Annotated in this window: 12 protein-coding genes; 4 read left to right on the plus strand and 8 right to left on the minus strand. The window is 71.9% G+C overall.

Features of this window, described 5'->3' with window-relative positions; all coding sequences use genetic code 11:
- Positions 1-233: 233 nt before the first annotated feature.
- From ACVW19_RS07490 to ACVW19_RS07505, 4 genes are all read right to left on the minus strand, one after another.
- Positions 234-2,243, minus strand: a complete 2,010-nt coding sequence (locus ACVW19_RS07490) for a TerD family protein (RefSeq protein ID WP_457457722.1) — start codon at positions 2,241-2,243, stop codon at positions 234-236.
- Positions 2,244-2,295: 52 nt separating this feature from the next.
- Positions 2,296-2,874, minus strand: a complete 579-nt coding sequence (locus ACVW19_RS07495) for a TerD family protein (RefSeq protein WP_055597847.1) — start codon at positions 2,872-2,874, stop codon at positions 2,296-2,298.
- A 164-nt stretch (positions 2,875-3,038) separates the two neighbouring features.
- Complete coding sequence (gene uvrB / locus ACVW19_RS07500; protein ID WP_457457723.1) at positions 3,039-5,174, minus strand: excinuclease ABC subunit UvrB; 2,136 nt, start codon at positions 5,172-5,174, stop codon at positions 3,039-3,041.
- 63 nt (positions 5,175-5,237) lie between these two features.
- Positions 5,238-6,155, minus strand: coding sequence for an MHYT domain-containing protein (locus ACVW19_RS07505; protein WP_457457725.1), 918 nt, complete (start codon positions 6,153-6,155; stop codon positions 5,238-5,240).
- Between the two features lie 325 nt (positions 6,156-6,480).
- Between ACVW19_RS07505 and ACVW19_RS07510 the strand changes: the two genes are divergently transcribed.
- A complete protein-coding gene (locus ACVW19_RS07510) occupies positions 6,481-7,353 on the plus strand; it encodes a glycerophosphodiester phosphodiesterase (protein ID WP_457457727.1) in 873 nt (290 codons plus the stop codon).
- A gap of 114 nt (positions 7,354-7,467) precedes the next feature.
- The gene (locus ACVW19_RS07515) at positions 7,468-8,031 is read left to right on the plus strand and encodes a methylated-DNA--[protein]-cysteine S-methyltransferase (RefSeq protein ID WP_457457729.1); all 564 of its coding nucleotides are present in this window, start codon (positions 7,468-7,470) and stop codon (positions 8,029-8,031) included.
- 28 nt (positions 8,032-8,059) lie between these two features.
- Here ACVW19_RS07515 and ACVW19_RS07520 read toward each other — a convergent pair whose 3' ends face one another.
- Entirely contained in the window at positions 8,060-8,488 is a 429-nt protein-coding gene (locus ACVW19_RS07520) for a VOC family protein (protein ID WP_457457731.1), read from the minus strand.
- A gap of 100 nt (positions 8,489-8,588) precedes the next feature.
- Between ACVW19_RS07520 and ACVW19_RS07525 the strand changes: the two genes are divergently transcribed.
- Positions 8,589-9,497, plus strand: a complete 909-nt coding sequence (locus ACVW19_RS07525; RefSeq protein ID WP_457457733.1) for a pseudouridine-5'-phosphate glycosidase — start codon at positions 8,589-8,591, stop codon at positions 9,495-9,497.
- 74 nt (positions 9,498-9,571) lie between these two features.
- On the plus strand, positions 9,572-10,462 hold the full coding sequence (locus ACVW19_RS07530) for a carbohydrate kinase family protein (protein ID WP_457464482.1): 891 nt from the start codon (positions 9,572-9,574) through the stop codon (positions 10,460-10,462).
- A 52-nt stretch (positions 10,463-10,514) separates the two neighbouring features.
- Here the strand turns inward: ACVW19_RS07530 and ACVW19_RS07535 are convergent, their stop codons facing one another.
- From ACVW19_RS07535 to ACVW19_RS07545, 3 genes are all read right to left on the minus strand, one after another.
- Positions 10,515-11,309, minus strand: a complete 795-nt coding sequence (locus ACVW19_RS07535) for a class I SAM-dependent methyltransferase (RefSeq protein ID WP_457457734.1) — start codon at positions 11,307-11,309, stop codon at positions 10,515-10,517.
- A 140-nt stretch (positions 11,310-11,449) separates the two neighbouring features.
- Positions 11,450-11,878, minus strand: a complete 429-nt coding sequence (locus ACVW19_RS07540; RefSeq protein ID WP_457457736.1) for a CBS domain-containing protein — start codon at positions 11,876-11,878, stop codon at positions 11,450-11,452.
- Positions 11,879-12,071: 193 nt separating this feature from the next.
- Positions 12,072-12,704 (minus strand): uridine kinase, encoded by a 633-nt coding sequence (locus ACVW19_RS07545; protein ID WP_457457738.1) that lies wholly within the window; start codon positions 12,702-12,704, stop codon positions 12,072-12,074.
- Between the last annotated feature and the right edge of the window lie 166 nt (positions 12,705-12,870).

Genomic DNA, 12,870 nt, shown 5'->3' on the forward strand with positions numbered 1-12,870 from the left:
AGCAGCGCCGGACAACACCTCGGGCCGACGCCCCGGGATCAGGTCTGATCCGTATTGACGGGGTCGCCGCACAGGCAGGGAGTACTCCCCTCCGTGCGGAAAACTTTACCCCCATGCCCAAGGATTGGTAAAGAGGTGGGTAAAAGAAAGGCCAAAGTGCCAGATGAGACGTGGTGCGATGGGCACTCGTTCCAAGGGGCGGGACACGCCCGGTCGGGCGGACCGGGGCGCGGTCAGGGCCCCCAGGCGCGGCGGGCCTCGGCGACCCGGGTGAGCACCTGCTGGAGGACCTCGCTGCCGGGCGGCACCAGCGGGGGCTCGTACGTCCAGGCGTGCCCGACCCAGGGGTCGGCCAGGTGACTGTCGGCGACCGGTGTCAGCCGCAGCAGCGCCCGCCACAGCGGGTCGAGCAGCGGGCCGTAGCCGGCGGACTCCTCACGGTCGGCGACCATCATCAGGTGGACGCCGACGGACGGGCCCTCGTCGGCGAGGTACCGCAGCTGGTTCACGGCACGGTCGTCGAAGCCGTGCGGGAAGTCGTTGACGATCAGCAGTTGCTGGGAGGTGTCGAAACCGGGCGGCAGCGAGTCGGCCGCTCCGCCGCGCAGTGCCATCTGCACCAGGTCGACCCGCTGGGTGAGCCGGCTCAGGACCTCCGCGACGCCCGCGGCGCCCTGGGCGGGCGGGGCCGCCAGCACACCCGCCCGCGTCAGCGGTGCCAGCGGCTGCGCGCCCGATCCGGCCGGGTCGATGACGTGCACGGTGAACTCGCCCGCCGGATGGACGGCGAGCAGCCGGGCCGCGTGGGACACGGCCGTCTCCATGGCGAGGCGTCGCATGTCGTGGGGGTCGGTGAACGACTCGTCCAGCGCGTCGGCCCGTCCGCTGTCGATCCACAGACCGCGTTCCAGCGGCAGCCGGAGCAGCATCGGGATGCGGAGGCGGTCGGCCTCGGGCAGCCGGAGGTCGCCCAGGCGCAGCGCCATGGGTATCTCCATCGGCACCCGGTAGGCGTGCCAGACGGGGTTGTCCCAGCGCGCGTAGGCCGGCGGGAGGGCGGGCTCGACGACATCGGCCTCGGCGACGAGCTGGGCGAGGTCCCGGTCGAATACCTCCCTCGCCTGGTCGACGAGCTGGGCCTGCCGTGCCCTGGCCGCCTCGCGCGCGGCGTCGCCCTGGCTCCCGATCCGGCTGCGCGGGTCGGACAGGACCTGTTCCAGCTCCTTGTCCATGCGTGACTCGGCGAAGTCGACGGCGCTGCGGTAGGCGGCGGTGGTGCGGGCCAGGTCCTCGAACATGCCCCAGACCTGGTTGTAGAGGCGCTCGTCCATGGACCAGCCGGTCGCGTCACCGGCGACGGGCCGGGCGGGCTGTCCCGGCTGGGCCGGGGGCGCGGTCGGCGGGGGCGGCGGCGGAGCGGCGTTCCGCCGGCGGGGGTGGCTGTAGTCGATCGGGCCACCGGTGGTCGCCGCGGACGGGTCGGCGGCTCCCCCGGGGTACGCCGGCTGCGGTCCGCCCTGTCCCGGCGGGCCGGCCGGCTGACCGCCGTACGCGGGCGGCACGGGGTCGGAGGTGCCCTGTGGTGCGGTGCCGGCGCCCTGGTCGAGGTGGCGGGCCGGGGTGGCCGTCTGCCGGGAACGGTCGCCGTCGGACGGACGGGACGAAGGTGCCTGTACGGAGCGGGCGAGGCCCCGCGCGACCGCTTCGTCGATGTCGCCCGCGAGCTGCCGTGCCTGGGGCAGGCCCTGGTCGGTGAAGAGTTCGGTCAGGCCCCCGGCGTAGCCCTGGCCGACCGCACGGACCTTCCAGGCGCCCTGGCGCCGGTAGAGCTCCAGGGCGACGACGGCCGACTCGGCGTCCAGGCCGGTGACGGTGTAGCTGGCCACTTCGGTGCCGTCCAGCCCGGTGACCGCGACGAAGGGGGCGGCGACGGCGCCGAAGCGGGCGGGGCCCCGGCCGTCGGCCGCGGCGGGCAGGGCGAGCAGCACGCTGACGCGGTGGACCGCGTCCGCCAGCGCGTCCAGGTCCACCGCGAGCCGGTGGTCGGCCGCGGCCTGCCGCGACACCTCCAGGCCGGGCCGGGTGGGCGCGCCCGGGTGGGCCACCCACTCCACCCCGTGGATCCGGCCGTTCTCGTCGCCGAGCGCGGCCGCGGTCACGATCGGCGTACCGGCCGAGACCCGGATCTCGAGACGGGACTGGGAGAGCGGGTGATTCTGCCCCCGCACCAGCTCAGCCGTCATTGCCTTCGTCCCCCTGTGTCACGTGCGGTGCGGTGGTCGCGTGCGGTGCGGCTCAGAGCACCGGCAGGATCGACGGCATCAGGTCCTGGAAAGTGCGGCCGTTGGCCGGGTTGCCGAGGGCCGTCATCGTCCAGCCCGTGCCCGAGCGGTGCACCTTCGCCATGAGCTGGGCCGTGTAGGCGCCGCCGCCGGCCAGCGTGTAGCGGGCCAGTTCCTGGCCGTTGGTCTCGTCGACGAGCCGGCAGAACGCGTTCTGCACCTCCTGGAAGGTCTGGCCCGTGAAGGAGTTCACGGTGAAGACGATCTGGTCGATGTGGACCGGGACACGGGAAAGGTCGACGAGGATGGCCTCGTCGTCGCCGCCCTGGCCGACGCCACCGACGAGGTTGTCGCCGGTGTGGCGCACGGAGCCGTCGTCGCTCACCAGGTGGCGGAAGAAGACGACGTCGACCGGCTGCTTGTCGGCGAACAGAACGGCGGAGGCGTCCAGGTCGATCTCCCGGGTACGCGAGCCGAACAGGCCGCGGCGGGGGGCCGCCTGCCAGCCGAGACCCATACGGACCGCGGTCAGGCTGCCGCCGTCGTTCTTCTGCAGACTGATGGCCTGACCCTTGGTCATGTTGACGGTCACGCGCTGATTCCCCTCTCGGACTTCCCCTGTTGCCGCGGAACCGCGGTTGCCCAGAACCCTACGCAGGGGCACTGACGGTGACGTACCCCGGTCCGTACTTTGTGTCGGTCTTGCAACACAGTCCGTGCGGGGCGGAGAACCGCACGAGCCCGGCGCCGGCGCCGTCAGGACAGGCCGGCCTCGCGCATCTGGCGCAGTTCCTTCTTCATCTCGGAGACCTCGTCACGCAGCCGGGCCGCGATCTCGAACTGGAGGTCGGCGGCGGCTGCCCGCATCCGCGAGGTCAGCTCCTCGATCTGTTCGGCGAGTTCGGCCGCGGGGCGGTCGGTGGGCACCGGCTCGGCGCTCTTGGCCCTGCCCTTCGCGCCCTTCGCGCCCTTCCCGAGCGCGGGCGCGGGTGCCTTGGCCGCGCCGCCGTCCTTCTTGGCCTTGCGGTAGCCGGAGTCGAGCAGCTGCTCGGTGTCGATGTCCTCGCGGGCGATCTGCGCGACGATGTCGTTGATCTTCTTGCGGAGCGGCTGGGGGTCGATGCCGTTGGCCTGGTTGTAGGCGACCTGCTTCTCCCGGCGGCGGTTGGTCTCGTCGATGGCCTTCTCCATCGCCGGGGTGATCTTGTCGGCGTACATGTGGACCTGGCCGGAGACATTGCGCGCGGCCCGGCCGATGGTCTGGATCAGGGAGGTGCCGGAACGCAGGAAGCCCTCCTTGTCGGCGTCGAGGATCGCCACCAGGGACACCTCGGGCAGGTCGAGGCCCTCCCGCAGCAGGTTGATGCCGACGAGGACGTCGTACTCGCCGCTGCGCAGCTCCCGCAGCAGCTCGACCCGGCGCAGGGTGTCGACGTCGCTGTGGAGGTAGCGCACCTGGATGCCGAGTTCGAGGAAGTAGTCGGTGAGGTCCTCGGCCATCTTCTTGGTGAGCGTGGTGACCAGGACACGTTCGTCCTTCTCGACGCGCGAGCGGATCTCGTGCACCAGGTCGTCGATCTGGCCCTCGGTGGGCTTGACGACGACCTCGGGGTCGACCAGTCCGGTGGGGCGGATGATCTGCTCGACGACTCCGTCCGAGCGGGAGAGCTCGTACTGGCCGGGGGTGGCCGAGAGGTACACGGCCTGACCGATGCGCTCCTGGAACTCCTCCCACTTCAGCGGGCGGTTGTCCAGGGCGGAGGGGAGCCGGAAGCCGTGGTCGACGAGGGTGCGCTTGCGTGAGGCGTCCCCCTCGTACATGGCGCCGATCTGCGGCACGGTGACATGCGACTCGTCGATGACCAGGAGGAAGTCTTCCGGGAAGTAGTCCATCAGGGTGTTCGGCGGGGAGCCGGGCAGGCGGCCGTCGAAATGCATCGAGTAGTTCTCGACGCCGGAACAGCTGCCGATCTGGCGGAGCATCTCGAGGTCGTAAGTGGTGCGCATCCGCAAACGCTGGGCCTCCAGGAGCTTGCCCTGCTTCTCCAGCTCGGCCAGGCGCTCGGTGAGCTCCTTCTCGATGTCGCCCACGGCCCGCTCCATGCGCTCGGGGCCGGCGACGTAGTGGGAGGCGGGGAAGACGTACAGCTGCTGGTCGTCGCTGATGATCTCGCCGGTGACCGGGTGGAGAGTGGAGAGCGCCTCGATCTCGTCGCCGAACATCTCGATGCGGACGGCGAGCTCCTCGTAGACCGGGAAGATCTCGATGGTGTCGCCGCGGACGCGGAAGGTGCCGCGGGTGAAGGCCAGGTCGTTGCGCGTGTACTGGATGTCCACGAAGCGGCGCAGCAGCTCGTCCCGGTCGAACTCCTCGCCGACGCGGAGCGGCACCATGCGGTCGACGTACTCCTGCGGGGTGCCGAGGCCGTAGATACAGGAGACGGAGGCGACCACGACGACGTCACGGCGGGTGAGCAGGGAGTTGGTCGCGGAGTGGCGCAGCCGCTCGACCTCCTCGTTGATCGAGGAGTCCTTCTCGATGTAGGTGTCCGACTGCGGGACGTACGCCTCGGGCTGGTAGTAGTCGTAGTACGAGACGAAGTATTCGACCGCGTTGTTCGGCAGTAGTTCGCGGAACTCGTTGGCCAACTGGGCGGCCAGCGTCTTGTTCGGTGCCATCACCAGGGTGGGGCGCTGGAGCTTCTCGATCATCCACGCGGTGGTGGCGGACTTGCCGGTGCCGGTCGCGCCCAGGAGGACGACGTCCTTCTCACCGGCTTCGATACGCCGGGCGAGATCGGCGATGGCCGCCGGCTGGTCGCCGCTGGGCTGGTAGGGGCTGACGACCTCGAAGGGCGCCACCGTGCGTTCGATCTGGGAAACGGGCCGCATGTCACCCACCGTACGACCCGCCACTGACAACGGGTCCCGACCGGGCCCGGTGGAGGACTGCGGTCAGCGCTTCTGCGGGGTGCGGGAGCGGTGCTCGACGGGGCCGCGGGCACGCAGCCGAAGACGGGTCGGAAAGGAGGCGGCTGCGGAGGCGGCGGAGGTGGAGGAGGTGGAGGAGGAGGTGGAGGAGGAGTGGTGTCGGCGGTGGGCGGGGACGCCGGGCTTGTGCTCGGCGGGGGCCGGGCCTGGCCGCCCCATGATCATCAGCGGGTCGAAGATCACCACGACACCGGCCAGGACGAGGAGGGCGAGCGGGCCGAGCATCATGGGCGCGAGCAGGGAGGCCGCGGACTCTCCCTCGGCGGGGGCGGCCGTTCCGTGGACGTGGACCTCCAGGGCGGCCATGCCGGTGTAGTGCATGCCGGTGACCGCGAGGCCCATGACGAGGCTCGCGCCCACGCTCCACAGGAAGCCTCTGGCCTGTCCGGCCGCCCACAGGGCGGCGGTGGCGGCGACCATGGCGATGGCGACGGACGCGGAGACGGTGAGCGTGTCGTACTCCAGCGTTCCGTCGAGGCTCATGCTGGCCATGCCCAGGTAGTGCATGGAGGCGATACCGAGGCCGGTGATGGTGCCCCCGGTGAACAGCGGAGTCCCGGTCGCGCCCCGGTAGCCGACGATGAAGATCCCGATGCCCACCATGGCGAGGGCGACACCCAGGCTGGCGAGCGTCGTCACACGGTCGTAGTGGATGGGCGTTCCCTCGATCGTGAAGCCCGTCATCGCGATGAAGTGCATCGTCCATATACCGGAGGCGATGGCCGCCGCACCCAGGGCGAGCCAGCCGGGGCGCCAGGACCGGGCCACGGCGAGGGGCCTGGTGGCGCACCGCAGGCCCAGGGCACCGCCGAGGCAGGCCATGAGGAAGGCCGCCACCGGTGTGACCATGCCGTAGCTGAATCCGTCGACCGTGCTCTGCATGCGCGGCTGCCCTTTCCCGCCGTTTGCATCCCGGAATCGTGTGTCGTGAACCCCCTCCCAGGACCGCTCGGCGGTCAGGGTTGACGCAGAGAGTATGACTGCCACCGGAATGGTCGAACGACTATCCGGGCAAAGAAACACGCTCTTGCCTCACTTGTGCGGCTCCAGTGTGCGGAGTTGGGGCAAGGCCGTTCAATCCGTGGTCATCCCGCACCCGTCCCGCGTTGACCTTCTGCTGTCAGAGTTGCACTGTCCGCATTGCTCGGGATGTCTGAAACATCCGAAACGACCGGAACAGCCCGACCGCTCGACGCGAGGAGTCCGCATGTACATGCGCGCCGTTGTCGCCTCGACCACCGCGCTCCTGGGAACCACCGCTCTCCTGCTTCCCCTCTCCGCCGCGCGTGCCGCCGACAGCGGCGCACCGCCCGTGGTGGTCGCCCACCGGGGCGCCTCCGGATACGCGCCCGAGAACACCCTGGCAGCCGTCGACGAGGCCGCCGCACTCGACATCGACTGGGTGGAGAACGACGTCCAGCGCACCAAGGACGGTGAACTCGTCGTCCTGCACGACGACAGTCTGGCGCGCACCACGAACGTCGAGACGGTCTTCCCCGGCCGGTCGCCATGGAAGGTGAAGGACTTCACAGCCGCGGAGATCGCCCGTCTCGACGCGGGCAGCTGGTTCGACCCCGCGTACGCGGGCACGCGCGTGCCGACTCTGGAGCAGTTCGTGCGGCGTGTGGAGCAGCACGACCAGAAGCTGCTGCTGGAGCTCAAGAGCCCGGAGCTGTATCCCGGCATCGAGCAGGAGACCCTGAAGGTCCTGAGCAACGAGGGGTGGCTCGACCGCGCGCATCTGAGGGACCGGCTGGTCGTACAGAGCTTCAGCGTGGACAGCGTGCGGACCGTCCACGAGCTGAAGCCCGGGGTGAAGACCGGTGTCATCGGTGCGCCCCCGGTGAGCGATCTGCCCGCGTACGCGGACTTCGCCGACCAGATCAACCCCCCGCACACTTCGCTGTCCGGCGCCTACGTCGCGGCGGTCCAGGCCTTCGACGGGCCGCACGACAAGCCGCTGGAGGTCCTCACCTGGACCGTGAACGACGCGGCGGCGGCCCGGCGGGTCGCGGGATTCGGGGTCGACGGGATCATCAGCAACAAGCCCGACGTGGTGCGGGACGCGGTGGACGGCTGACGGCTGACGGCTGACGGCCGATGGCCCACCGCACGGTGCCCCTCGCGGTTCTTCGCGGTTCTTCGCGGTTCTTCGCGCCCGGCGTTGTCAGTGGCGGGTCGTACGGTGGGGCGCATGGACAGCCATGGGCAGTACGAGCAGCGGGTCGTGTGGGCGGTCGTCGGCACCGGCATCGGCCCACTGCTGCTGGCCGCGACCCGTGAGGGCCTGGTCAACGTCGTGTTCCACGCCACCGACGAGGTGCGCGACGGCGCGCTGGAGCGGCTGGCGTCCCGGCTCGGCACCGAGCCCTCCGAGGACCCCGGCTCCCCGCTGCTGACCGAGGCGATACGCCAGGTCGAGGCGTACTTCGCGGGCGAGCTCCACGACTTCGACCTGCCACTGGACTGGTCGCTGGTCTCGGGGAACTCGGGCTTCAACCGCGCGGTCCTGCGGGAGCTGGCCTCCGGTGTTCCGTACGGCACGGTCGTCGGGTACGGCGATCTGGCAGGGCGGGCCGGTCAGCCCGGCGGCGCCCAGGCCGTCGGCATGGCGATGGGCGCCAATCCGCTGCCGGTGGTCGTGCCCTGCCACCGGGTGGTGGAGAGCGACGGCGGCATCGGCGGGTTCGGGGGCGGGGTGGAGACCAAGCGCCGACTGCTCGCGCTGGAGGGTGTGCTGCCCGAGCCGCTCTTCTGACGGGCGCGTCAGTCCGCGTCAGTCCGCGTCAGTCGTAGTGGCGCGCTTCGAGCACGTTGCCGTCGGGGTCGCGGAAGTAGAAGCTGCGCCTGGCCGGGCCGCGCGCCCCGAAGGAGTCGTGCGAGAAGTCCGTCACCGGTACGGAGCGTTCCTCGAGGCGCCCGCGCAGTGCCTCGAAGTCGTCGGCGGGCAGGGACAGACAGACGTGGTTGACGGGGTGACCGGAGCTGTCGGCCGCGCCGGGGAGCATCGTCATCCGTTCCGCCATCGTGAGGGGCATGAGGTCGAGGAGGGTCTCCTCGTTGACCCGTACCGAGGGGAAGGGCGCCTCGCCCGCGGCGAAGTCGGCGACCCTGACCGGTTCCAGGCCGACCGCCTCCTCGTAGAAGCCGGCGGCGGCGATCGGGTCGCGCACCCAGAGGACGACGTGGTCGAGACGTGCCGTGCTGTCCGTCATGGTTCCCAGGCTCCGTGACGTCCATGACGGGGCGCAAGAGGTTTGTCTCGGCGTCCGGCCCGCCAGGGATGAGGGAGGAGCGACAGACGGGAGACGGCGCGTGACCCTGACGGTGTCCGAAGAGGTACGGGAGGCCATCGCCGCGCGTCGGCCGGTGGTGGCCCTGGAGTCCACGATCATCGCGCACGGGCTGCCCCGGCCGCGCAACCTCCGGGTGGCGACGGAGCTGGAGGCGGCGGTGCGGCAGGAGGGTGCCGTACCCGCCACGATCGCGGTGCTGGACGGGCGGCCCCAAGTCGGCCTGGACAAGGATCAGCTGGAGCGGATCGCCCATGAGGACGGCATCCGCAAGCTCGGCCATCGTGACCTGCCGCTCGCGATGGCCTCCGGGACGAGCGGCGCCACCACGGTGTCGGCCACCGCCCTGCTCGCGGCGCTGGCGGGCGTACGGGTCTTCGCGACCGGTGGGCTCGGCGGGGTGCACCGCGAGTGGATCGTGACGCAGGACGAGTCGGCCGACCTGGGGCTCCTCGCGCGGACCCGGATCACCGTGGTGTGCGCGGGGGTGAAGTCGATCCTGGACGTACCGGCGACGCTGCAGCGGCTGGAGACCCTGGGGGTCGCGGTCGCCGGGTACGGCACGGACCGCTTCCCCGGCTTCTACCTGTCGGACTCGGGACACCCCGTGGACTGGCGGCTGGACACCCCGGAGCAGGTGGCCGGGGTGATGCGGGCGCAGGACGCGCTCGGTGGGCCCGGGTCGGCGCTGATCGTGGCCAACCCGGTGCCCGAGGAGGAGCAGTTGGATCCCGGGCTGCACGCGCGTGTGCTGGACGAGGCGCTGCGCGCGTGCGAGGCGGAGGGCGTCACCGGTCAGGCCGTCACTCCGTTCCTGCTCGACCACGTGGTGCGCCACACCGACGGCGCCTCCCTCGCCGCCAACCTCGCGGCGGTCCGGGGCAACGTACGGCTGGCGGCACGTGTCGCGGCTGCCTGGACCGGGGCGTGACGGAGCCCTGGCCGGGCGACGGGTCCGGCGCCGCGGGCCGCACGGCGGGGCCGGCCGGCGGACGTTCTGGTGCGCTGCTGGTCGTCGGTGACGTCATCACCGACGTGGTGGCCCGGCACCGGGGGCCGCTCGCCCCCGGTACGGACACGGCGGCGGCGATACGGACGGTCCCCGGTGGCGCGGGGGCCAATGTGGCCTGCTGGGCGGCGTGTTGGGGTGACACGGAGGTGCGGCTGCTCGGACGGGTGGGCGAGGACTCGGCGACGTGGCACACCCGGGAGCTGATCGCCCGCGGGGTGCGCCCCTCGCTGGTGGTCGATCCGCGGGCACCGACCGGGACGGTGATCTGCATGGTCGACGAAGGTGCGGCGGCCGAGCGGACCTTCCTGACCGACAGTGGCGCCTCCCTGCGGCTCGAACCCGGTGACTGGTCGGACGCGCTGCTGGACGGGGTGGCCCGGCTGCACCTGTCGGGATATCTGCTGTTCGCCGAACCGAGCAGGGCGTTCGTGGCGGTGGCCGTGAAGGCGGCACGCGCACGTGGGGTGCCGGTGAGCCTGGATCCGGCGTCGGCCGGTTTCCTCGCGGAGCTGGGTACGGACCGTTTCCTGGCCCTGGTCGAGGGGGTGGACGTCCTGCTGCCGAGCCGTGACGAGGCATGCCTGCTCACCGGGGCGTCCGAGACGGCGGACGCGGCGGCCCGGTTGAGCCGACGGTTCCCCCTGGTCGTGACCAAGCAGGGCGCCGAGGGCGCGTTGCTGGCCCGGTCCGGCCGGGTGTGCGCCCGTATATCCGCCGTGGCCACGACGCCCCGGGACAGCACGGGCGCCGGTGACGCCTTCACCGGCGCGTTCCTCACCGCCCTCATGGCGGGCGCCGGTCCGCGGCACGCGGCGGCGGAGGGGTGCAGGGCGGGTGCGCTGGCGGTGCGACAGGTGGGCGGCCGCCCGCCCTCACCCGTGTGACGGGCCCGACCGTCCGGCCGGCCACGCGTCCGGGCATCCGGCGGCCCCGGGCCTACGCCTTGCGTCCCCAGGCCGAGATCATCGGGGCCGTCGCCAGGTCCAGGGTGCCGGAGGCGACGTTGGCGAGGTGGCGGTCGATGTCCTGGGCCGTGGCGATGCCCGCGGTGACGAGTTGGTCTCGGACGAGGCGGATGGTGGCGGACTCCAACGCCTCACAGGCCGGTGCCGCGACCGGGAAGTACGCGTCGGCCCGCACCTCGGTCAGTCCGGTCTCCCGCAGCAGGCGCGGGAGTCTGCGGCCACGGGCGAGGTCGGTCCCCCGGTCGCTGAGGAGCTTGCGCAGGCCCTGCCGGAGCCGGTTCGCGAGCCGCTGTTCGGGGCCGTACTCGTCCGGGCAGACCAGGGGCTGCAGGGCGGGGTCGGTGTCCTCGACCAGAAGACGCCCGCGGGGGCGCAGGGCCCCGACCATCGACCGCACCGCACGCTCGCGGTGCGCCACGTCGATGAGCGGGAGCCGGACGTGCACCAGGTCGAAACCGCCCGCCGGCGGCTCCTCCGTGCCGATGTCGTGGATGCGTACCTCCACCGGCGGGCGGGCGACCGGGGCGAGCCGGGTGACGTCGGTGCCGGTGACCAGCACCCGTCCGGTCGGTCCGACCTTCTTGGCGAGCCAGGACACCACGGAGACGCCGTCGGCGCCGACCTCCCAGCAGCGCCAGCCGGGCCCGACGCCGACCCCTTCGAGATACCGGAACGTGGTGGGATCGAACAGATCGGCGAAGGCGTCGAGGCGCTCCGCAGCCTCGGTCTCCCGGTGATCGAGCGGGTACCCGTCGGTTCGCATCATGCCGCGATCATCCCAGTTGCCCGGCTTGTCCGGCACGGGTGACGCTCCGGCCCGTTCGTGTCCACAGCCCAGCCGGAAACCAGGCGGACGGGACGGACGGAGAGGCAGAAGAGCGGGAGGACGGCGGTGGGGAACGGGGGTCAGCCGGTCGCGGTCCTGGCGTAGACGTTCTCGGCCCAGGTGGCGAGCTGGTCGTCCGTCAGGTGCCGGGCGAGATCGGCTTCGCTGATCATGCCGACCAGGCGCTTGTCGTCGATGACGGGAAGCCGGCGGATCCGGTGCGTCTCCATCTCCTGGAGGACCTCGCTGACGTCGGCGTCCGCCTCGATCCAGCGCGGTGTCCCCTTGGCCATCTCACCCGCGGTGGTCCTGGCCGGGTCGTGGCCCATGGCGACGCAGCCGACGACGATGTCGCGGTCGGTGAGAATGCCGCAGAGCCGCTCGTTCTCATCACTGATGGGCAGCGCGCCGACGTTCAGGTCGCGCATCAGCTGGGCTGCGCGGTCGAGCGTCTCGTGGGCGGGGACCCACTGGGCGCCGCGGTGCATGATGTCTCCGGCGGTGGTCATGAGGTGCCTCCCGATACCGGACGGCCGGCGCGGCACGGGGCGCACCGCGAGTACCGGCGCTCTCCATTGTCCGCCGCACCACACGGGCCCCGCACTTCCGCCCGGCCCCGGCACGTGTGCGCGACGTCCCGACCCCGCGACGTCCCGGCCCCGCGACGTCTCAGCCGTTCCAGGTCACAGCCGCTGCCAAGTATCAACCGTGCCAGGCCGGGTGGCGTGGGTCGTCGGCGCGCACCAGGACGTCGGCGGTGCCGGCCGGGTCGGTCTCCTGCTCGTAGCGCTCGAAGGCGGGCAGGGTCCAGTGCCCGGACTCGGGGGTGCGACGGCGCAGGGCGCCCGGGGAGAGCGAGACGTGGACGCTCAGGTCGAAGGGGAACCAGTGCCGCAGGAGGAGCGGGCCGTGCAGCAGCAGTACGCCGCCGGGCGGCAGCGGGACACGGGGGCTGCGGGTGGCGCGGTCGGTGACCGGGTCCCACAGGTCGGGCAGGACCCGTCCGCTCCCTCCCGGTTCGAGGGGCCCGAAGACCTCACGCCGGAGGGCGCCGGTGTCGTACCAGCCGTCGTAGTAGGACTCCGGGTCCTGGCGGCCGTACTCCAGCCGGACCGAGGCGGGACGCAGGAAACCGTCCGCGTTCACGACGAGGGAGGGGCGCCCGAGGACGCGCAGGGACGCGGCGACGCGTTCGGCGAGATCTCCGGGACGGCCGGCCGGGGCGCCGTCGAGGGCGACGCGCGGCCAGGGGCTGCCGTCGGCCGTCCGCAGCGTCGTCAGGCGCTCGGCGAGGAGGTCGCCGAGCCGGTCCCAGGTGATCGCTTCGAATCGCACACGGCCATGATGCGCCGTCCGCCGGCGACGACACCCACCTGCTCCGGGTTCTCCGCCGGAGGCGCGCTGGACGTCCGCGTACGGTCCCGCGACGCTCGGCCATGGGCACCGGGCCCGTGTCCGGCTTCACTGGTGGTGACGGTGGGCGGCGGGAAAGGGTCCCGGC

The sequence above is a fragment of the Streptomyces sp. TE5632 genome, assembly GCF_054061295.1.

Excerpts from the sequence above, each read along its gene's own strand:
- ACVW19_RS07520 (WP_457457731.1), bottom strand. The coding sequence starts at position 8,488 with ATGACGGACAGCACGGCACGTCTCGACCACGTCGTCCTCTGGGTGCGC.
- ACVW19_RS07535 (WP_457457734.1), bottom strand. The coding sequence starts at position 11,309 with ATGATGCGAACCGACGGGTACCCGCTCGATCACCGGGAGACCGAGGCT.
- ACVW19_RS07490 (WP_457457722.1), bottom strand. The coding sequence starts at position 2,243 with ATGACGGCTGAGCTGGTGCGGGGGCAGAATCACCCGCTCTCCCAGTCC.
- uvrB (WP_457457723.1), bottom strand. The coding sequence starts at position 5,174 with ATGCGGCCCGTTTCCCAGATCGAACGCACGGTGGCGCCCTTCGAGGTC.
- ACVW19_RS07540 (WP_457457736.1), bottom strand. The coding sequence starts at position 11,878 with ATGACCACCGCCGGAGACATCATGCACCGCGGCGCCCAGTGGGTCCCC.
- ACVW19_RS07505 (WP_457457725.1), bottom strand. The coding sequence starts at position 6,155 with ATGCAGAGCACGGTCGACGGATTCAGCTACGGCATGGTCACACCGGTG.
- ACVW19_RS07515 (WP_457457729.1), top strand. The coding sequence starts at position 7,468 with ATGGACAGCCATGGGCAGTACGAGCAGCGGGTCGTGTGGGCGGTCGTC.
- ACVW19_RS07510 (WP_457457727.1), top strand. The coding sequence starts at position 6,481 with ATGTACATGCGCGCCGTTGTCGCCTCGACCACCGCGCTCCTGGGAACC.